Here is a 20,542-nt window from a genome sequence, read left to right as displayed (position 1 = left end):
CTGGTTCGTGAGCACGGGCCTTGTCGCCATGCTCAACCACCGCTTTCGCCAATCCTTCGCGCGCGCCCTGGTGATCGCCGGCGGCTGCGCCCTGTGCGGACTGGCGCTGGTGGTGCTGAGCAGCACTTCGGAAGCCGTGTGGGCGGTCTACGGCAGCTTCCTCGGCGGGCTGCTGATCTGGAGCTGGCACGAGATCAGTTTTCTCACCGGCGCTGTCGCCGGGGTTCATCGCGAGGTTTGCCCACCGCAGGCGCGGGGCTGGGAACGGTTCTCGCTCGCCACCATGGCGCTGATCCATCACGAGGTGGCGCTGGCGATGACCGCCGGTCTGCTGCTCTCCCTCGCAGCGGTTACGCACAACGCCACCGGGGCGCTGACCTTCGCGCTGCTGCTGGTGTTCCGGCTTTCGTCCAAGCTCAACATCTATCGCGGCGTGCCGAACATGAGCGACGAGCTGCTGCCGCGGCATCTCGACTACCTGAAAAGCTACTTCGGGCCGCGCAGCCTGCATCCGGCGCTGTTGCTCAGCACCATTGCCATCTTGGGGCTTGGCGCCTGGTTCGCCCATGCGGCCTTTGTCGCCCCCACAGCGGCCGGTACCGCACAGGGCGCGTTGCTGAGCGGCCTGTGCCTGCTCGCGGCGCTCGAACACATTTTCCTGGCCATTCCGTTTCGCGATTCCGCCCTGTGGCAATGGGCGCTCGAAGCGCGCGCGGAGACCAGCAACAGAATTCATGACGGTGAGGGACAAGCATGAACTACGAGGAATTTTTCGGCCGCCAGCTCGATGCCGTGCGCGAAGAGGGGCGCTACCGCGTCTTCACCGAGATCGAACGCAAGGCGGGCAATTTCCCGCAGGCGACCCGCTATGTCGATGGCACCACCACCGACGTCACGGTATGGTGCTCCAACGATTACCTCGGCATGGGGCAGCATCCCAAGGTGCTGGGGGCGATGCACAAGGTGCTCGACGAATGCGGTGCGGGCGCGGGGGGCACGCGCAATATCTCGGGCACCAACCACCATCACGTGCTGCTGGAGGCCGAGCTAGCCGACCTGCACGGCAAGGAAGACGCGCTGCTGTTCACCTCGGGCTATGTCTCGAACTGGGCGGCGCTCGGCACGCTGGGGGCTATGATCCCGGACTGCGTGATCTTGTCCGACGCGCTCAACCATGCCTCGATGATCGAAGGCATCCGCCATTCCAAGGCCGAGCGGATGATTTTCGAGCACAATTCGCCCGAGGATCTCGACCGCAAGCTGGCGACGCTCGACCCTGACCGGCCCAAGCTGGTGGCGTTCGAAAGCGTCTATTCGATGGACGGCGACATCGCACCGATCGCCGAAATCCTCGACGTCTGTGAAGCGCATAATGCGATGAGCTATATCGACGAGGTCCACGCCGTCGGCCTCTACGGCCCGCGCGGTGGCGGGGTGGCCGAGCGCGAAGGGCTGATGGACCGCATCACCGTGATCGAAGGCACGCTGGGCAAGGCCTTCGGGGTCATGGGCGGCTATATCGCCGCCAGCCGCGACCTGTGCGACTTCGTCCGCACCTTTGCCAGCGGCTTCATTTTCTCGACCGCCTTGCCGCCCGCGGTTGCGGCCGGGGCCTGCGCCAGCATCCGGCATCTGAAGGACAGCAATGCCGAGCGTGAGATGCAACAGGAACGAGTGGCCAAGGTGCGCGGCGCGCTCGACCGGATGGGCATCCCGCACCTGCCCAATCCCAGCCATATCATCCCGGTGATGGTGGGCGATCCGCACAAGTGCAAATTCATCAGCGACTGGCTGATGGAGCATCACGGGATCTATGTGCAGCCGATCAACTATCCCACCGTCCCGCGCGGGACCGAGAGGCTGCGGGTCACCCCGTCACCGGTGCACAGCGACGGCGACATCGACCGGCTGCTCGATGCGTTGAGCGAGATCTGGTCGCGTTGCGAACTGGCCCGGCGCGAACTGGCCGCCTGATCACCTCGACAAGGATGCCATGAAAAAGGGGCCGGAATTCCGACCCCTTTTGCTAGTCCAGAAATGGCCCGATCAGACCGGGTTCTTGAGATAGGCGATCACATCGGCGCGCTTCTGTGCATCGGGAAGGCCCGGGAAGATCATCTTGGTGCCCGGAACGACCTTCTGCGGCGCTTCCAGATACTGGTACAGCTGCTCTTCGGTCCAGGTCAGGCCGCTGTTCTTGTTGGCCGGCGAATAGTTGAAGCCTGCCACCGAACCGGCGGGGCGACCGACGATGCCGGCCAGCGACGGGCCGGTCTTGTTTTCCCCTGCCTTGACCGAGTGGCAGGTGGCGCATGCAGCGAACACCACCTTGCCGGCCGCAGCATTGCCCGTCAGGCTGGCATAGGCCACGCCATCGGCCGTGGCCATGCCGCCTTCGGCAGGAGCGGCAGCCGGAGTTTCCGCAGCGGCAGGCGCCGCAGGCGTTGCTTCTGCAGCCGGCGCTTCGGTGGCAGCAGGTTCGGCCGGTGCGGCGGGTTCCGATTCCCCGCCAGAGCAAGCCGCGATCAGCACCGACATACCTGCCACTGCTGCAAATGCCTTGTATTTGCTCATACTTACTCCCTCTCGCTTTCCCGGAGACCGGTGCGCCGATCTCTCCCCATTTCCCTTAGAACATTCTCGGGGCGCGGCATAGTGGCCCAACGTCCGTGGTCTCCTGCCAAGACTTGAAAACCGCCAGCGTTCCGATGGTTCCCGAAGGCGGCTATGCTGTATCGTCGGGGCAGCTCTCAGGCGCCGACAAGGACCAGGGTTTCCGGATCGCCCGGGCCGGTCCTGGACAGGGTGAGGGAAAGCCTTTGTTCTACCGGGATATTGGCCAAGTCCCCGACAAGATGGAGGAACGCGATCACCTTGGGGTGGATCGATGCGTCCGACCAGAACAGGCTGTTCTGAACTGCCAGCCAGCCTTCAACCGCTTTCGCCCCCTGCGCCGCAAGTCGGCGGAAATCCTTGTAGGACAGCGTTCTCGGATCGTTGTCCTCCGTGATTTCCGGAGACGAAAGATAGATCTCGCGCATCGCCTCGATCATGGCCCAGATACCGTTGGCGCGTTCGCACATGCCAACGAATGCCTTGTCTTCGTTCGACAATTCCGAGCGGCTCGGTCCGCGCCCTTCGCGCAGGAGTTTGCCGCGCGATCTTTCCCAGCAATAGATCGACTCTTCGAATGTGCTGAAGGCGGTATGCTTTTCGAAGAATGCGATGGCACTAGCGGCCAATTGCGCATCCTTCGGCAGATGCTCGCGCTGGTGGCGGAATGCGTGGTTGGCAATGGCGATACGGCGAGCATCGGACAAGATGATCGAACTGTTGCCCGACCCCATCTCCATCAGGCTCAGTAGTTCGTTGTGATCGAGAGACAGGCGCAAATCGAGCCGCCCCTCGATTTTTGCCCCGCTCGCTGCGCTCGCGCTCCAGCGGCTGAAGGCAGCGTCGGCGCTTGCGACCGCATCGGTGCCCAGCAGGTTTCCGTCGCACAGGCTGCGCACGAAAGCGGTAACCTCACTTCGCACCAGGCTGGTGTCGACATGGCTCATGTGCAGGGCAAAGCCGAACCGCTTCTTGACCAGTGGACTGGCATGGGTAGTGACGCGGGCAAGGCTCAGACTCTGGCTGTTGATCAGGCTGATCTCGCGCTTGCCGAAGAAGTTCTCACCGCGTTTCCTGATCTCGGCCTCGGTGGTGATCTCGATATTCCCATAGCCATCAACGATCACTTCCGCCTTGGCGGAGAGCAGTGCATTGCCGCTGACGCCGAAGCCGAAAGCGAGGAATTCGTAACCGACATTGCGTTTGCTTTCAGAAAAACGCGCGATGCGGGTCTCTCCCTCATCGAGGTCGAACTCGGCATCGTGGCCACCACTGGTATTCTCGAGGATGACATTTGTCAGCGCATCGAAGTCTCCGCGTGACAAGGCCTGGAACACCATGCGGGCGTGGTCGCTGTTGACCAGGAACGTTCCCTGAAACTCGACTTGCTTGCGGTCCGTACGGTTGAGGTCGACCTGGATCGCGGCTGAAATCTTGGCGTCGGCTGCGGCTTTGGCTTTCTCCAGCACCTTGCGGAACAGACCTTCGTAACGCTCGACCAGCGCGCGGACCGAGGCAAAGGCGTCGTCCAGTTGCTTGGCCTTGTCCTTGGGCCATTTGCCGACTTTGAGCCCGAGCTTATCGAGAGCTTGCTCGACTTGCTCGCCCTTGTCATCGATCATTGCATCCACTGTCTCGCGCAGGCGCGTGATATTCTTGCCGATCAGGGTCTCGAGACTGACGGTCAGCTCATCAATGAAGTCCTTCTGGCCGAGTGCCGGAACCTGGCTCGCCATCGCCTTGAGCGCATTGGTCACTGCTCGCCCCTTGTCGCTGAGCCATCCTTGCCCGGCATCGAGTCCGCCGCCGAGCCGCTCGGTCAGCCAAGCAACCAATTCGCTTTCATCCGGCTCGCCGACCCCGACGACGCCCTGCAGGTCGCGGGCCAATGCCTGCTTCAGCTCGTAATTGCCAACCAGCTTCTCGGCTTCGGCCCGGACCAGCGCTTTCAGTTCGTCGCCCTGGCCCAGAAGGTAAGTGCCTGGCGAGAGGAAGGGCCTGAGCTCAGCCAGCGCCTCGTCCATTCCTGCGAGGGCCTCGTCAAGAAAGCCATGGATCTTCGTGGCCAGTTTCGAGATATCGACCTCTGCCCCCAGCTTGGCCATCATCTCGGCTTGTCCTGTGCGTTCGCGCGAAAGGATCGCGAGGATGCGCGGTCGATCTGCGGTGAAGCCCGGCGCACGTTGCAGGCTGAGGTTCCACAGCCCGTTTATACTGGCCTTGGCATCGACCGTGGCGCCGAGGTCCACACCCACCGCGTCGCGGATCGAAAATGCCTTGGCCACAGTAAGCCCCAGTCCGATCGACGCGGCGCCTTCGAATTGCCAGTGCAGCCCGGCGAGATCGCCCTTGGTGAAGCCGTCCCACACCGCGTCATAGTCGAACGGGTTGGGCAGCTTGCCCAGCCTGCCGGCGACAGCTTCGGCGAATAAGGTTGTGCGGTCCTTTACGGCGTAAAAGTAATCGATCTTCGGCCTGGCGCTGACCCCGGCCTTGAGGCCAGCACTGCCGCCGGTAAATGGCAGCGTAGCCCCGCCGCTTGCTTCCAGCCGGCCAGAAGCACCAATCCGCATCAGCGGGCCGGCCAGTTGGTCGGTGTAGCTCCACTTGGCCGCCGCTTCCAGGTCCAGCGCAAGCTCGCTGGTAAAGGCGAAGTCGTAGCCGACCTGCCCCCCTGCGTTGCCTCCGCCCGAAGCCGATTGTTTGAGCAGCGGCCAAGCCAATTTGCCGGACCCGCGCTCCGCCCCGTCGCCGAACTGGTCGAGCGTGCGCAGCAGGTCGCCACCCTTGCTGTCGACCTTGGCGAAGGCCTGCTCCAGCCATTCGGCCCTGGCGGCGAGCTTGCCTTGCAAGTCCTCCTCCCCGATTGCAGCGAAAGCCGCCTTCACCGCGTCGGACCGGGTGCCCTCGGCCAGTGCCTTGACCAATGCCCCGGCGCTATCGAAATCCTTAACCTGGTCCGCCTTGTCGCGGAAACTCCTGCCCAGTTCGACCAGCGCCTTGGCGGTTTCGACCTCGTCGTCGAGATCGACCGCGGCGAGCAGCTCATCAAGGTGTTCGGCAGCTTTTGCGGCAATCTTCGGCATGGTCCCCTCCCAGGCATGACGGACCGCCCCGCAAGAGGGCGATCGCGCGGCAAGCATGGCTGGAATCGGGACCCGTTAGTGCATCATTACCAAGCTGCCAGAGCAGGTTAGACAAGATGGCCAGCATTGTCACGGGGGTACGGGGTGGCAGCGGGTAGGTGGTCGCAACCCGGACCTGTTTGTCAAACTGGCGGACGTCGCCGCAATCTTGGACATCGGCGTCGCGCGGATGCATCAGTTGCGGACTGGAAGCACTGCTGCCGGAATACTGGTGGCAAAAGGCACTTGTAAGGCCACCTAAGCCGCTGATCAAACTAGTAAAATCTTGTAACTTCGCACTTTCTAAAGTGCCGTTGTTCTTTCAATATTCAGCCAGTTCGTTACATTTCTGAATGCCTGCCGAGGGGCAATGAGGGCGCCCTCGGCGCAAGAGAGAACAGATAGATGCGTGTCGCAATTGCAGACGACGATCCCGAGCTGCTGGAGCAGCTGTCGGCCGCGCTGGAAGGCGCGAGCCACAGCTTCGATCGCTATCGCAACGGGGCCGAAATGCTCACCGCGCTGAAGCGCGAAACCTATGACGTTGTGCTGATCGACTGGAACATGCCGGGGGCATCGGGGCTGGAAATCGTCACCTGGGCCAGCGCCAATCTGTCGCCGCCGCCGGCAATGATCCTGCTCACCAGCCGGGCCGGGAAGGAAGACGTGGTACGAGGCCTCGAGGCTGGCGCCATCGACTACATCGTCAAGCCGGAGAGCAACGAGGTCATCCTCGCCCGGATCGACGCCGCCATGCGCAAGGTGCGGGCGCGCGAGAAGCCGCGCTTCGAGCAGTTCGGCCGCTATCGGATCGACCGCCTGCAGGAAATAATCGAAGCCGACGGCGAGCCGATCAAGCTCACGGCCAAGGAGTTCAAGGTTGCCGAACTGCTGTTCGACAATCTCAACCGCCCGCTGTCGCGCAACTACATCTTTGCGCAGGTCTGGAACGGTTCGCCCGACATGGAGACGCGCACACTCGACATGCACATCTCGCGCGTCCGCTCCAAGCTGGAGCTGCGCCCGCAAAACGGCTTCGCCATTCAAACCGTGTTCGGTTTCGGCTATCGCATGGACGATTACGACGCCGGCGCGGAGGAATAGCCCATGTTTGCCAATGCCGGGATCCGGGACAGGGCATTTCAGCGCACGGTTATCGCAGCTGCAGTGCTGGCGCTTGCCGGGTGCAACGTGGCGACCCCCTGGCGATCGACTCCACCGGTGCCGGCCTGTCAGCGCAAGCTCTTGTCACCATGCCTGCGGATGCTCCGGCGGGGAGTGACTCGGCGCGGCTCGGTGCGGCATTGCAGCAGGCTTTCAACGCCAACTCCGTCAGTGTCGGCAAGGGCGGCCGTTACCTGGCAGACTTTGCGGTGTCGTTCCGTGATGCCGAGGGCGGGTTGACGACTTCGACAGCGGTCGCCGACGAGAAGAGCATCGACTGGCAGGCCCGCCCCCGTGACGGGAGGGTGTTCGATGGCTGCAAGGCCCAGCGCATGCGCGCCACCCTGGTGCTGTTCGACCAGCAAAGCGGCGCGATGGTCTATCGCGGCGAGGGCGAAGCGACCGATTGCAGCTTCTCCGATGAAGCAATGGACGAAGTCGCGATGGCGCTGGTCGCCGATGCGCTGGGGAAGTTTGGCGGCTAGGCTATCGGTTCAGACAGCGGCAGGGAGATGGCAAAGCGCGTCCCTTGGCCCGCTCCCGACATCACCTCGACGGTTCCCTGATGGGCATCCGCCACCCGCTTGACGAAGGCGAGGCCGAGCCCGGCTCTGGGCCCGGTCCCCGCGGCCTGCTTGCGCTCCTGCGCGCCGAAGCGGGCAAAGGGATCGGCCATCCGCGCGCCCGGCAGCCCCGGCCCCTGATCGGAAATCGATAAGACGGCAAATCCATCAGCACATTGCGCCAATGCGACAGAAACGCTGCTCCCCTCGGGCGCGTATTTGATGGCATTGCTGAGCAGATTGTCGAGCATCCGCGCGATCATCGCCGCATCGACCGGCGCAAACAGCGGTTCCTCGGGCACGGACTGGGCAATGGCAATCTTGCGCGCTCGTGCCTGGGCGTAGAAGCGGTCGCAGGCTTCCTCGACCAACGCGCCGAGGTCCGTTTCCTCGCGCTTGAGCTCGGTTTCTTCGAGCCGGGCAAGCTGGACGAAATTGTCTGCCAGTTTGAGCGTGCGTTCGGCCTGCGTGCGAATACGGTCCAGCATGTCGGGCGGGGCAGCCTCCCCCTGCCGGGTAAGGCCTATGATCGCCACCTGCGGCGTACGCATGTCGTGCGAGAGGAACTCCAGCATTTGCTTGCGCTCTTCCTCGCGGCGGCGATTTTCGGTCACTTCGCGCAGCGCGATGATCTCGCCCTCCCCGCTGCGCCCCAGAGGTGCGCGGGCGACGAGGAAGGTCTTGCCGTCGGCAGTGGCAATCTCTCCGCGCGACTGGTCGTATCGGGCTGCCGCACCTTCCAGCAGCTTGCCGAGCCCCGAGGCCGTGTCCCCCTGCCAATGCGGGAAAAGCGCGTGGGCCTGCGCGTTCATCATCTGCGCGGTGCCATTGCGGTCCAGGACCAGGATGGCATCGGGCGCGGCCTCGATGACCTGCCGCAGGAAGGCGAGCGAGTCCTGCACATTGTGCACCAGCCGCCGCATGCGCGAGACCTGCCGCGCGATGAAGTCGACGCCCTCCACGTCCGCTCCCGCCTCTTTGCCTTCGAGTCGGCGGGCTTCGCGGTCGAGATAGTTGCTGACTGCCGTGAGCCGCCGCCAGCTCCACAGCGGATAGGCCAGCAGGATCACCACCAGCAGCGAACCGATCGGCAGCCACCGCCCGGCCAGCGGGACCAGCAGGATCGACACCGCTGTAAGGATCACGATCACGGCCCCGGCACAGATCAGCCCGTATCGCGGCGGCAGGAACCAGAAAGCGAGGAACAGCGCCATCAGCGAAATCGCCGCGACAAATGTCTGCACCGCTTCGCGATAGGGGTAGATGACCTTGCCCGCGATCAGGTCGTTCAGCAGGTTGGCCTGCGTTTCGACGCCCGGAACGAGTTCGACCGTCCCGGCGGCAGCGGCATAGCTGTCTCCCATGCCGGCAGAGGTTGCCCCGACCAGCACGATCTTGCCTTGTAGCAGACCTGCCGGGACCCGGCCTGCCAGCACGTCGGCTGCGGAAATGGAAGCGAAGGATCCGGGCGGGTTGAAGGCTATAATGGGGTGGTTGGCATCGGGCCCAAGCTGGGGCGGTGCGGGCGGCAGGTCCAATCCCAATGCCCGCAATGCAACCACGGAGAGATGCGGCATGTGCGCCTTGCCGACGCGCTGGCGGAGTGTGAAACGGCGCAGCACGCCGTCCTCGTCGGGCAAGGCACCGACATGGCCGACACCGCGGGCCGCCTCAGCCAGTTCGGGCAGCGGCATGACCGGCTGGTAGTCGCCCACGGTGTTGGCAGCGATGCCGAAACCGTGGGGCAGGACGACCTTGCCCGATCGCCCTATCGCCTGTGCCAGGGCATGGTCATTGGCCGGATCGGTTGTTTCCATGAACAGCACGTCGAGCAGCACCAGTTTCGCACCGGCGGCATCGAGCGCGTCGACCAGCCGTGCATGTTCCAGGCGCGGCCATGGCCATGAGCCCACTTCGCTGAGCGCCCGATCATCGATCCCGACGATGAGGATGCCGGGATTGACCTCGGGTCGGGCCAGCGAGCTGGCGAAATCCAGCAAGCGATTGTCCAGCCGCAGCGTCGCCTCGGTCCACTGCCCAGCAACCGCCCCGGTAAAGGCCAGCAGGAGCAACAGGAGCCATTCGAGGCGGAGCCGCAGCGGGTTCATGGCGCGACCGTAACGCGCTGTGCGCTATTCGGAAACGGCCAGCCTCTGGTCAGGACCCCAGACCTTCAGCAGACCTTCCTCTACCGCCTGGATCGCCGCAACGCGCCAGACATAGACGCCGGGTTCGAGAGCGGTCAGCACCAGCCCCGTCTCGCGCAAGCCGGTCTCGTCGACCAGCGGGCTGCCGTCCTGCCCCTCGCGCCATAGCTGGAACGCATAGAAAGTCTCGCCTTCGTCGCCCTCGGCGGTTTCCGCCAGCCACTTGAACAAATAGCCATCGGCGAGAGGAGATTGCTCGACCTCGGCTGTGACGCCCAACCGCTTGCGGCGGAACGAATAGGCTTCCGAAAAACCCTCTAGATCGCTGGCCGCAATGGTGCGGGCGCGGACGAAATAGCGCCCGTTGTCGAGCGGGGGGAAGGTCACTGACCGGTTGCCGGTGACCTGTTCGCCGACCACTTCGAGGAAGCCCGCATCGCGCGCAAGCTGGATGCGGAAGCCCTTGGCCTTGCTGTCAGGCTCGATTGCGAAGCCCAGCATCTGGCCGGTCTGGACCGCTCCGGGATCGATCATCACGGGCGGGGGCAGGAGCGTTTCCAACTGGCCTGCTCCCTCTGCCGTGCTGGTCACACCAAAGCCCGCTGGGGTCGGGATTTCTTTCTCGCCGGCGGCAACCGCAACCGTGCCTTCAATCACTTCGGCAAGGCTCCGCTCGCCCGCTTCGTCATAGGCGACGCGGAATTCGGTACCGCGCACGGCGGTGACGGTGGTCGGGGTGCGCAGGCGGAAGCGCTCGCCGCTCCTCAGCTTGGGCGCCTTGGCCTCGCCCCGCCCGCCGAGCACGGCAAAGTCGACGTCGAGCAGATCGCCAAGCAGATAGCGCCGCGCGCGCAGCAGCTGGGCCCTGGTGTTGGACGGCAAGGCGACTTCGCCGCCATTGGCGGCGCGGAAGCTGACAAAGCCGCCGCGCCCCGTGGTCACGATCTGCCGCTCGTTCAGCACCGCCCCGACCGCAGGGACGCGGCCGGCGATATCGACCTGGCCGGAAAAGCCCGCCACGCGCAGCTCGACCGGCGTGTAGCGCAGCAATTCGCGCGGGATGCGCAGTTGCTTGCCCACTGGCAGGCGGCGCGGCTCTGCAATGCGGTTGAGCCGCTGGACCCGCAAGGCCGCGCCATCGCTGGTCAGATAGAGGCGTGCGAGGCCGTAAAGCGTGTCGCCCTTCTTGACTGCGTAGGAAACTGTCTCCTCGTCCTGCGCCCTGAGCGGTGCGGGGAGCAGCAGCATGCTGGCCAGTGCGGCGAGCGTGGCTGCCATTATGCGGGCAGGCTTGAACATGGCGATCCCTCTCTGCCTGTCGTTCCGGGGCCGGTCTGTCCGGGCAGGCTCACGATGCAGTCATGTCATGAGCGCGCCCCCCGTGCCATGCTCCATGGCATGGGTTTTACATTCCCTTACACTTGCCCTGGTGTCGGCCCTGGTACCGACCGTTGCATCAAATGGCTGATTGTCGGGGGATTATAGTCGCCTGCGCGCCAGCGAATCATGGCTTCATCGGAAAGGCTATCGCGGCTCGCCGGACCCTTGCGCCAGTGCATCGGGCGGACCAGCGCGAGCGGCCCTGAATAGGGTTGGAAAGAGGCCAGAGGATCAGGGCTGGTATAATCCTCGATCAGATCGGGGCAGAATTCGAGCCCGACTGCACCGGCTTCGGCCACCATCCACTTCAGTGGCCCATCCGACAGGCCGCGCTCGGTGCGAATACCGCCGCCCACACTACCGTGACCACCGGGAAACCAGACCTCTTTCAGCGTATGTTGGGGCCTTGGGTGCCTGGGCGGCATCATCCGGGTCACATCGAAATCCTGCCGCTGCTCGTCGATGGCGACCGCATGGCGGGCGTGAAGGATCCATGAGTTGAGCTGCGTGTCGTGAAAGGCATGCTTGTCGGCGAAAAGTCGCTCTTCCGGAAACAGCGGGATGACATCGGGAATCCCCAACGCGCCGACCGTGTCGAAGCAACCGAGAAAATGAACCACCGGGGGTTCATCATCCCGGCTGTTCGAATTCGACTTGCGGAAGACGATGCACTCGTCATGGTCCGGCCCGATTTCACGGTCACGATAGAGCGACATTGCGCGCGGGATGGCGCGCAGGCAGTCCCGCCGAATTATGCCGCAACTGCGGATGAGCCCTGCCAGCGATCGCACGGTATAGGCGCCACGACTGAAGCCGAAGAGGTAGATCTCGTCGCCGACCTCCCAGTTCATGCTGAGGAAACTGTAGGCCTGCTCGATCTCCTTATCGAGCCCGATCCCGAAGGCGCCGCCCATGACTCGGTTGAACGCGCTCCCCAGCCCGACGCCGGGATCGTAATAGAGCGACTGGGTCGTGCCGTTCGTCGCGGTCGGGCGCACGAACTGGGCGATGCGCTGGACGTTGGTAGGCCAGTCGTTGTCGAGACTTTGCCAGGTGCCGTCGCAGCAGATGATCAAGCGCTTCATCGGTCTCTCCCCTTCTCGGGTTGGAGTGGTGCGATCGAGACCCGTTTTTATAATCCCGATCTAGCAGAACCGGTACGACTGAAAAAGCGCGTTCAATTGCCGGCGGCAACTGCAATCGGCACAGGCGGATTTCCGGGATTTACATTGCTGGGAAAAGATGTTGGTTTAGCCCCTGACCTTGGTCGATTGACTGGGAGTGGGCGATGACGAGATTCTATTCGCTGGCGCGTGCACTGGCTGGCGGTGTAGCTGCGTTGACCTTTGCGGCGCTTTTTCTTGCCGTCCCGGCGCTGGCCCAGCCTGCCGCCAAGCCCTGGCCGCGCGAAGTGCAGGCGGTCTATGACGGGTTCAAGAACGAATGCCGCGCGGCGGGGGGATATTTTGTGCCCGACCGCGAATTCTTCGCCACCGAAACCGAGGTTAACGGGGACAAGAAAGCCGACTGGGTGGTCGAGGAATCGGCGCTGCAATGCCAGGTGAGCGACCTTGTCCGTGACAGCGGCATGGCCCCCGACGGCAACGCCAATTGCGGCACGGCGGGCTGCCAGTCGCTGTTCCTGATCTCCGGCAAGAAGGGCTTTGTCGAAAGCTATTTGCAAGTCCGCGGCTGGTCGGTCGTCGACGGCGGCGGCGGGCGCAAGCTGCTCGAGGCTTCGGTCCATGGCTCGTCCTGCGGCGGGATCGGGGCGGAGGTCTGCATCAACACGCTGCGCTGGAACGGCGCCGACTGGGATTTGGTCAAGCAATACCGCTGGACCGAGGCCGATTACGAACGCGACCAGGCCGCCATGGCTAGCGCCGAGCCCTACCAGGAGCTGCCTCGCCACGAGACGCGCTGGATCTTTGCCGGCGAAGGAGCCGCGGCGATCGCCGCCGTGGTCGACCATCCCGAGTTCCCGGCCATCGGTATCCGCTGCCAGCTCGGCGGCGGTTTGATCTTTACCGCCATGCCCAGACAGGGGCTGGGGCTGCCGCCCGACAACCAGCCGCTGATGCTGTATTTCTACGGCTCAACCGAGGGTATAGAAGGCGTCCAGACCCTGATGAAAGAGCCAGGCAAGCCGGACTGGAGCGGGGTCATGGCGCCGACCCTCGAAGGATTGATGAGCGGGCGCGACACCGAGGTGAAGCTGATGGCCAGCCTGGACGGTGGCGGCGAATGGCAGGAGCTGACCTGGCTGTCGCTCGGCGGCTCGACCGCGGCGCTGCGCAGTATCACCAAGGCCTGCGCCGGGGCCTCGAGCAGCGTCGCCGCCGCCCAGGCAAGTTCCATGCAGCCGGTCGGCCCGCTCGGGATTGTGCCCGGATACTACGTCAGCGAATACGAATCCTGCCGCGCGCCGGGGTTCGAAGCCTATTACTACGACGGCAAGCGCTGGGGGCTGATGGGCGGCAACCAGGACGAGTTCTCGCAGAACATCGTCGAGCCGCTCGGCAAGGTGCGCAAGGTCGGCAAATCCTTCGCGCTCGACGCGTGGGACATGATGATCGAGGTCGGCTCGCCGACCCGCATCCAGCCGACCATCCAGGACACCGGCGCATGGATGCGCTGGTGTCCCGAGAGCGAGATCCCGGCCAACTTCCGGGTCAAGTGACAGCAGACAGGAGAGAAACCATGAAGACGATGTCCAGGCCCTTGGCGGCGCTGTCGCTGGTCCTTGCGCTCGGCGCATGCGGCGATGCGGCGACCGCCACGACCACCAGCGATGGCAAGGAGGATGTTGCCAGCGCAGCCCCTGCGGAAGAGGTGGCCAAGCCCGCTGCCGAGCCGACCACTGCCAAGACCGAGAGCGCTGACGCTTCCTTCCCGCCGGTCCCGGAAGGCTTCTATGCCGCCAATGCCACCTGTGCCGAAGCTGCCGAATTAGGCGATGCCTATGTCTATTTCGACCGCAAGAACTGGATCGAGATCGACGGCGGTTCGGAGGTGACTGCCATCAAGAACACCGGCGGCAGCAACTGGACCGTCCAGCTCGACGGTGGCGGGCCGCCGCTGAAGTTGACCGTCACGGGACCCGCCAGTTTCACCGAATACGGGCGCACGATGACGCATTGCCCGACCTCAAGCGTCCCGGCGCAGGCGCAGCAGGACTTCGGTCCGGCAAGCTAGGTCCGCGCGCTCGCCGGAGCGCGCTGACCCGACCTCCTCAGTCGACGAAGCCGTCGACGCGCTCGACGATGATCGCCGGTGCCATGCCGCCCGCGGCGCACATGGTGACGAGGCCGGTCTTCTTGCCGGTCCGCTCCAGCTCGTCGACGATGGTGCCGATCAGCATCGAGCCGGTCGCGCCGATCGGATGTCCCAGCGCGATCGCGCCGCCGTTGACGTTGACCTTGTCCCAGTCGAGCCCGAGATCGCGCACGAACTTGGCGGCGACCACGGCGAAGGCTTCGTTGATCTCGAACAGGTCGATATCGTCCACGCTCATGCCGGCCTTGTCGAGCACGCGCTTGGCGGCGGGGACCGGGGCGTTGAGCATCAGCGTCGGGCAATCGCCCATATTGGCGGTGGCGACGATACGGGCGCGGGGCTTGAGGCCGTGCTTCTCGCAATATTCCTTGCTCGCCACCAGCACGCCCGCCGCGCCATCGACCACGCCCGAGCTGTTGCCGGCATGGTGGAAGTGCTCGATCTTCAGATCGGGGTACTTCTGGTTGATGAGCCCGCGGAAGGTGGTGCCATTGGCATCGAGCGGGACATCCGCCAGCTTGGGGAAGGCCGGTTCGAGCTGGGCCAGCGTTTCCATCGTGGTCTGCGGGCGGGGAAACTCCTCGCGGTCGAGCACCACCGTGCCGTCGTCATGGACCACCGGCACGACCGACTTGTCGAAGCGGCCTTCGGCAATGGCGACGGCGGCGCGCTGCTGGCTGAGATAGCCGACATGGTCGAGTTCCTCGCGGGTGAAGCCTTCCATGCTGGCAATGGCATCGCCGCACACGCCCTGGTGGCTCTGCGGGTGCTTGGCCTGCAGCCGCTCGTTGCCGCTGCCCATGCGCGGGCCGTCGATTCCGGCAGCCATCTTGGCCTTGGCCATTTCGGCGGTGAGGCTCATCATCTCGGTCCCGCCGGCGACGACGCAATCGGCCATGCCACTCATGACCTGCGCCGCGGCGAGGTTCACCGACGTGATGCCGCCGCCGCAGAACCGGTCGAGCGTCATGCCGCTGCTGGTGATGTCGTACCCGGCGTCGAGCGCGGCCATGCGGCCCATGTCGCCAGCCTGCTTGCCGTCCTGCGTGCTGACCGACCAGATCACGTCATCGACCGTCGTGGTGTCGAGATTGTTACGCTCCTTGAGCGCCTTCAGCACGGTGGCGGCCAGATGCTGCGGATGCTCCCCCGCCAGCGCTCCCTTGCCGACCTTGCCGATCCCGCGCGGCGTGCGGCAGGCGTCTACGATGTAAGCAACAGGCATGGTTCTCTCCTCAAAATTTCGACTCCGGTTCAAGAGTCCGGTTGACGTTTCCGTAAAGCTTGGCCAGCACGGGCACAAGCAAAGTTTCAAAAGACAACGGAGAGAGGAAATATGAGCGAAGCTGCGACCCAGGAAGTGCTGACCGAGGAACGCGACGGCATCCTGATCATCACCATCAACCGGCCCGAGGCCAAGAACGCCATGACCAAGGCGGCATCGGAAGGCATTGCCGCCGCGCTCGACCGGCTCGATGGCGAGGATCACCTGCGGGTCGGCATCCTGACCGGGGCTGGCGGAACCTTCTGCTCGGGCATGGACCTCAAGGGCTTCCTGCGCGGCGAAACGCCGAGCGTGCCCGGGCGCGGTTTCGGCGGGCTGACCGAGCGCAAGCCGGCCAAGCCGCTGATCGCGGCGGTCGATGGCTATGCCTTGGCGGGCGGGCTCGAACTGATGATCGCCTGCGACCTGGTGGTTGCCAACAGCGGCGCGAAGTTCGGCATCCCCGAAGCCAAACGCGGGCTCGTCGCGGCGGCGGGCGGCCTGATGGTGCTGCCTGACCTTATCCCGCACAAGGTGGCGATGGAGCTGGCGCTGACCGGCGACTTCATCGACGCGGGCCGCGCCTATGAGCTGGGCTTGATCAACCGCGTCACCGATGGTCCGGCGCTCGACGGCGCGCTGGCGCTGGCCGAGGCGATCAACGCCAACGGGCCGCTCGCGGTCAAGGTCTCCAAGCAGATCATCGAGGAATCGCGCGGCTGGGTGCGCGCCGACCGCTACAAGGAACAGGGCAAGCTTATGCCGCAGATCTTCATGAGCGAAGACGCGCGCGAAGGCGCGGCGGCCTTTGCCGAGAAGCGCAAGCCCAACTGGAAGGGGAAGTAAGGCGATGCCCGGTCCTCTTTCGGGTATCCGCATCGTCGAATTCGCCGGGATCGGCCCGGGTCCCTTCTGCGGCATGATGCTGGCCGACCATGGTGCGGAAGTGATCCGCATCGACCGCGCCAGCGGCTCGCGCGGCGGCTCGCAGCCGGTGACATCGAAGGACGTGCTGGCGCGCGGGCGCAAGTCGATCGCCATCAACCTCAAAACCGCCGAAGGCGTGGCGCTCGCCCGCAAGCTGGCCGCCAGTGCCGACGGCATCATCGAAGGCTTCCGGCCCGGGGTGATGGAGCGCCTCGGCCTCGGGCCGGAGGAGCTGCTCAAGGACAATCCCAAGCTGGTCTATGGCCGCATGACGGGCTGGGGCCAGACCGGACCCTATGCGCCCTGGGCGGGGCATGACATCAACTATATCGCGCTCGCCGGGGCGCTCGCCCACTATGGCCGCGCGGGTGGCAAGCCGACCCCGCCGATCAACATGGTGGGTGATTTCGGCGGCGGCGGGATGATGCTCGCCTATGGCATGGTCGCCGCGCTGCTCAACGTCGCGCGCGGCGGGGAGGGCCAGGTGATCGACTGTGCCATGACCGATGGCACGGCGGTGCTGATGTCGATGATGCACGGCATGAAGAACATGGGCGTGTGGTCGGAAGATCTCGGCGTCAACATGCTCGATACCGGGGCGCATTTCTACGACACTTACGAAACGGCGGATGGCAAGTTCATTTCCATCGGCAGCATCGAGCCGCAGTTCTATGCCGAACTGCGGCGGCTCGCCGGGCTGGAAGAGGACACCCAGTTCGATGCCCAGCATGACCGCCGCCGGTGGGGCGAAATGAAGGACAAGCTGACCGCGCTGTTCAAGTCGAAGACCCGCGCCGAGTGGAACGCGCTGATGGAGCATACCGACGTCTGCTATGCGCCGGTGCTGACCATGAGCGAGGCGGCGCAGCATCCGCACAATGTCGCGCGCGGGACCTTTATCGCAGTCGGCGGCGACACCCAGCCGGCCCCCGCGCCGCGCTACTCCGGCACCGCCAACGCTACGCCGGCCCCGGCTCCGTTGCCGGGCGACGACACCGATGCCATCCTCGGCTCGCTGGGGATCGACACCAATGAAGCTGCCGCCCTGCGCGAAGCAGGGACGGTCGCCTGAACGAACTCACGCGAGGACCAGACCCATGCTCGATACCGCCAACCGCTTCGCCTATAACGAGGACCACGAGGCCTTCCGCGACACTGTGCGCAAGGTCTTCGCCCAGCACCTCGAACCCTATCTCGACGAGCATGAGAAGAACGGCATCGTCCCGCGCGAGGTGTGGAAGGCGGTTGGCGAGGCAGGTCTTCTGTGCCCCACGGTCAAGGAAGAGAATGGCGGGCTCGGGCTCGACTTCGGCTTCAACTGCGTGCTGTGCGAGGAGCTGAGCTACCTCGGCTCCTCGGCCGGGTTCACGCTGCAAAGCGACATCACCGCCAATTACTTCGAGCGCCTCGGCAGTGACGAGCAGCGGGCAAAATATCTCCCCGGCATGGTCAGCGGCGACATTATCACCGCCATCGCCATGACCGAACCGGGCGCGGGGAGCGACTTGCAGGGCATCCGCACCACCGCGATCGAGGATGGCAATCACCTGGTCATCAATGGCTCCAAGACCTACATCACCAACGGCCAGAACGCTGATTGCGTCATCGTGGTGGCCAAGACCGACCCCAGCCAGGGCGCCAAGGGTACGTCGCTGGTGCTGGTCGATGCCGGTACGCCGGGCTTCGAGCGGGGGCGCAATCTCGACAAGATCGGGCAGCATTCGGCTGACACTTCTGAGCTGTTCTTCAACGATTGCCGCGTGCCCAAGACCAATATCCTCGGGCAGGAAGGGCGTGGCTTCATCCATCTGATGGAGGAACTGCCGCAGGAACGGCTGGGCATCGCGGTCGGCGCGCAGGCCAGCGCCCAGCGCGCCTTCGACGAGGCGGTCAAATTCACCAAGGACCGCAAGGCCTTCGGCAAGACCGTGTTCGATTTTCAGAACACCAAGTTCACCCTCGCCGACCTCAAGGCCAAGCTGCAAGTCGGCTGGGCCCACCTCGACTGGGCGATCAAGCGGCATCTGGAAGGCAAGCTGACCACCGACGAGGCGAGCGCGGCCAAGCTGTGGCACACCGACCTGCAATGGGAAATGGTCGACGCCTGCCTCCAGCTCCACGGCGGCGCGGGCTACATGAACGAATATCCCATCGCCCGCCTGTGGCGCGACGCCCGCGTGACCCGCATCTTTGGCGGCACGAACGAGATCATGAAGGAAGTGATCTCGCGGTCGATTTGAGGGGCATCCGGGCCCAGCCGCGTCATTGCGAGGAGCGCAGCGACGCGGCAATTCAAAGACCCGTTGCGCCCCCCTCTGGATTGCCGTGCGGCATTGCCGCTCGCAATGACGGCAATGGGGTGGATAGCTGCCCTTAATGACGTTGGACAATCTGGATGAGGTTGCCGCAACCATCTTCAAGAACCGCGGTCGTAACCGGCCCCATCACTGTCGGCGGCTGCGTAAATGCCACGCCGAGTCCAGCCAGACGATCGTGTTCAGCGAAAACATCATCTACTCCGAACATTGTGCAGGGTATGCCATCGGCAATCAGCGCTGACTTCCACGATTTTGCAGCCGGATGCTCATCGGGCTCGAGAAGCAGTTCAACGCCATCCTCATCACCCGGCGATGTCAGCGTAAGCCATCGATGTCGTCCCATGGGCATGTCGTGCTTTACCTCGAAGCCAAGTTTGTCCCGATAGAACAACAAAGCCCTGTCCTGATCATCCACCAAGATGCTCGTTACAATTATCTTTGCCATGCAGTTCCTCCGTCGTTTTTCCCGCCAGCGGCCCGAGCCATAATTTCCACAGCCGCTGAAGCGGTTCGCGTTCAAGGAAGTGTCGCTTGGATCGCCACTCCCAGCTTGTGCTGATGACACCCGCTTGCTCCAGCAATCCAAGGTGCTTGGACAGAGCCTGACGCGAAATGCTGGTCCCATCCCAGTTGAGCAGACGGACATGAAGCTCAAAAAGCGTTTGCCCGTCACGTTCGGCCAATTCGTCAAGCAGACGACGGCGAGTATGGTCAGCAAGGGCCTTGAAAACCAGATCCATCTCCATGCGGCGTGCATGAACTGGCCGAGGCCATCATGCAACTCAAATGTTGCATGATGGCCTGCATGGTGAAGCTGATAATGCGATTCACAATTTCAGGGTCCGTTTCGGGGTCGTAAACAGCCCTAGCCCCTCACCCGATAAACCCCTTCACCTCGGCCACAAAATCCTCGAACCGGTCGTGGTGCACCCAGTGCCCCGCGCGGGCGTATTCGGTGACGCTGACATTGTCGCCGAAGTGGACCATGCGGCCGTCCTTCTCCGGGTTGCTGGCCCAGCTGTCGGCGCCGTAGACCAGCAGCGCCGGGCAGGTGATGCGGCTCCACAGTTCGGCCAGTTGCTCATGGGTGATGTCATCGGGCGGCCAGGCGTGGAGGTGGGGGTCGAACTTCCAGCTCCAGGTGCCGTCCTCGTTGCGGATCGCGCCGTGGCGGGTGAGGTGTTCGGCCTGTTCGCGGCTGAGATAGCTATTGGCCTCGTGCATCCGGTCGAGCGCTTCGGCGAAGCTGGCGTATTTGCGGATCTGGCGCGAGGAGGCCTCGCGCTTCTTGTCGATCCATTGCTTGCGGTGCTCGTACCACGGCGTCTCGGCCATCTTGTCCTGCACCTTGGGACTGGGACCGAGCCCTTCGATGGCGACGATCTTGCGCACATTCTCCGGATACATCCCGGCATAGCGCAGCGAGACATTGCCGCCCAACGAGTGCGAGATGATGGTCACAGGCGCGAGCTCGAGCTGGTGGATCAGCTGCGCCAGGTCATAGACATAGCTGCTGACGTTATAGACCCCGGTGTTGGTCCATTCGCTGTCGCCATGCCCGCGCAGATCGGGGCAGATCACGTGCCAGTCATGCCGCAGTTCCTCCGCCACCCAGTCCCAGCTGCGGCAATGGTCGCGCCCGCCGTGCTGCAGGATCAGCGGCGGCGCGCCTTCATTGCCCCAGTCGGCGTAATGCAGCCGGGTGCGCTGGCTGATGAATGTCTGCGAAGTAGGGCCGATGAGGTCCGACATGGTTTCCCTTCAC

18 protein-coding genes are annotated in these 20,542 nt (G+C 64.1%); 9 read left to right on the top strand and 9 right to left on the bottom strand.

Annotation, left to right across the window (positions count from 1 at the left end):
• Window positions 1–28 precede the first annotated feature (28 nt).
• Window positions 29–757, top strand: a complete 729-nt coding sequence (locus LY632_RS00330; protein WP_234091842.1) for a DUF3623 family protein — start codon at window positions 29–31, stop codon at window positions 755–757.
• Window positions 754–1,974 (top strand): 5-aminolevulinate synthase, encoded by a 1,221-nt coding sequence (gene hemA, locus LY632_RS00325; protein ID WP_234091841.1) that lies wholly within the window; start codon window positions 754–756, stop codon window positions 1,972–1,974. The genes LY632_RS00330 and hemA overlap by 4 nt, the downstream gene beginning before the upstream one ends.
• A gap of 72 nt (window positions 1,975–2,046) precedes the next feature.
• On the opposite strand, the gene LY632_RS00320 is transcribed toward hemA, so the two are convergent.
• Together LY632_RS00320 and LY632_RS00315 are read right to left on the bottom strand one after the other, a co-directional pair.
• Window positions 2,047–2,574, bottom strand: a complete 528-nt coding sequence (locus LY632_RS00320; RefSeq protein ID WP_234091840.1) for a cytochrome c family protein — start codon at window positions 2,572–2,574, stop codon at window positions 2,047–2,049.
• A 176-nt stretch (window positions 2,575–2,750) separates the two neighbouring features.
• Window positions 2,751–5,699 carry a hypothetical protein gene (locus LY632_RS00315; RefSeq protein ID WP_234091839.1) on the bottom strand — a complete coding sequence of 983 codons (2,949 nt, stop codon included), beginning with the start codon at window positions 5,697–5,699 and terminating at the stop codon, window positions 2,751–2,753.
• Window positions 5,700–6,143: 444 nt separating this feature from the next.
• On the opposite strand from LY632_RS00315, the gene LY632_RS00310 reads away from it, so the two are divergent.
• Window positions 6,144–6,842: a response regulator transcription factor gene (locus LY632_RS00310; protein ID WP_234091838.1), complete on the top strand. Its 699-nt coding sequence runs from the start codon at window positions 6,144–6,146 to the stop codon at window positions 6,840–6,842.
• A gap of 80 nt (window positions 6,843–6,922) precedes the next feature.
• The gene (locus LY632_RS00305) at window positions 6,923–7,387 is read left to right on the top strand and encodes a hypothetical protein (protein ID WP_234091837.1); all 465 of its coding nucleotides are present in this window, start codon (window positions 6,923–6,925) and stop codon (window positions 7,385–7,387) included.
• Here LY632_RS00305 and LY632_RS00300 read toward each other — a convergent pair.
• The 3 genes from LY632_RS00300 to LY632_RS00290 form a co-directional block, all read right to left on the bottom strand.
• Window positions 7,384–9,573 (bottom strand): CHASE2 and HATPase_c domain-containing protein, encoded by a 2,190-nt coding sequence (locus tag LY632_RS00300; RefSeq protein ID WP_234091836.1) that lies wholly within the window; start codon window positions 9,571–9,573, stop codon window positions 7,384–7,386. The genes LY632_RS00305 and LY632_RS00300 overlap by 4 nt on opposite strands.
• Before the next feature lie 24 nt (window positions 9,574–9,597).
• Window positions 9,598–10,890: a FecR domain-containing protein gene (locus LY632_RS00295; RefSeq protein ID WP_234091835.1), complete on the bottom strand. Its 1,293-nt coding sequence runs from the start codon at window positions 10,888–10,890 to the stop codon at window positions 9,598–9,600.
• A 137-nt stretch (window positions 10,891–11,027) separates the two neighbouring features.
• Window positions 11,028–12,077 carry a DUF2235 domain-containing protein gene (locus LY632_RS00290; protein ID WP_234091834.1) on the bottom strand — a complete coding sequence of 350 codons (1,050 nt, stop codon included), beginning with the start codon at window positions 12,075–12,077 and terminating at the stop codon, window positions 11,028–11,030.
• 203 nt (window positions 12,078–12,280) lie between these two features.
• Between LY632_RS00290 and LY632_RS00285 the strand changes: the two genes are divergently transcribed.
• Window positions 12,281–13,672, top strand: a complete 1,392-nt coding sequence (locus LY632_RS00285; RefSeq protein WP_234091833.1) for a hypothetical protein — start codon at window positions 12,281–12,283, stop codon at window positions 13,670–13,672.
• Window positions 13,673–13,692: 20 nt separating this feature from the next.
• On the top strand, window positions 13,693–14,187 hold the full coding sequence (locus LY632_RS00280; RefSeq protein ID WP_234091832.1) for a hypothetical protein: 495 nt from the start codon (window positions 13,693–13,695) through the stop codon (window positions 14,185–14,187).
• A 37-nt stretch (window positions 14,188–14,224) separates the two neighbouring features.
• Here the strand turns inward: LY632_RS00280 and LY632_RS00275 are convergent, their stop codons facing one another.
• Window positions 14,225–15,493, bottom strand: coding sequence for an acetyl-CoA C-acetyltransferase (locus tag LY632_RS00275; protein ID WP_234091831.1), 1,269 nt, complete (start codon window positions 15,491–15,493; stop codon window positions 14,225–14,227).
• A 111-nt stretch (window positions 15,494–15,604) separates the two neighbouring features.
• Here LY632_RS00275 and LY632_RS00270 point away from each other — a divergent pair, with 111 nt between their 5' ends.
• Genes LY632_RS00270 through LY632_RS00260 form a run of 3 tightly spaced genes read left to right on the top strand, consistent with a single transcriptional unit; the run spans window position 15,605 to window position 18,699 of the window.
• Window positions 15,605–16,378: a crotonase/enoyl-CoA hydratase family protein gene (locus LY632_RS00270; RefSeq protein ID WP_234091830.1), complete on the top strand. Its 774-nt coding sequence runs from the start codon at window positions 15,605–15,607 to the stop codon at window positions 16,376–16,378.
• 4 nt (window positions 16,379–16,382) lie between these two features.
• On the top strand, window positions 16,383–17,531 hold the full coding sequence (locus tag LY632_RS00265) for a CaiB/BaiF CoA-transferase family protein (RefSeq protein ID WP_234091829.1): 1,149 nt from the start codon (window positions 16,383–16,385) through the stop codon (window positions 17,529–17,531).
• A gap of 25 nt (window positions 17,532–17,556) precedes the next feature.
• Window positions 17,557–18,699 (top strand): acyl-CoA dehydrogenase family protein, encoded by a 1,143-nt coding sequence (locus LY632_RS00260; RefSeq protein ID WP_234091828.1) that lies wholly within the window; start codon window positions 17,557–17,559, stop codon window positions 18,697–18,699.
• Window positions 18,700–18,832: 133 nt separating this feature from the next.
• Here LY632_RS00260 and LY632_RS00255 read toward each other — a convergent pair whose 3' ends face one another.
• The 3 genes from LY632_RS00255 to LY632_RS00245 all read right to left on the bottom strand — a co-directional run bounded on the left by LY632_RS00255 (window position 18,833) and on the right by LY632_RS00245 (window position 20,529).
• Window positions 18,833–19,222: a VOC family protein gene (locus tag LY632_RS00255; RefSeq protein ID WP_234091827.1), complete on the bottom strand. Its 390-nt coding sequence runs from the start codon at window positions 19,220–19,222 to the stop codon at window positions 18,833–18,835.
• Entirely contained in the window at window positions 19,185–19,523 is a 339-nt protein-coding gene (locus LY632_RS00250; protein ID WP_234091826.1) for a helix-turn-helix transcriptional regulator, read from the bottom strand. Before LY632_RS00250 ends, LY632_RS00255 begins: the two co-directional genes overlap by 38 nt.
• Window positions 19,524–19,650: 127 nt before the next feature.
• Window positions 19,651–20,529, bottom strand: a complete 879-nt coding sequence (locus tag LY632_RS00245) for an alpha/beta fold hydrolase (protein ID WP_234091825.1) — start codon at window positions 20,527–20,529, stop codon at window positions 19,651–19,653.
• Window positions 20,530–20,542: the final 13 nt, after the last annotated feature.

The organism is Erythrobacter sp. SDW2, from assembly GCF_021431965.1.
In the GTDB taxonomy this organism is placed as follows: Bacteria; Pseudomonadota; Alphaproteobacteria; order Sphingomonadales; family Sphingomonadaceae; genus Parerythrobacter.
The sequence above is the reverse complement of the archived record's forward strand: the minus strand, read 5'-3'. Positions and strand labels throughout refer to the sequence as shown.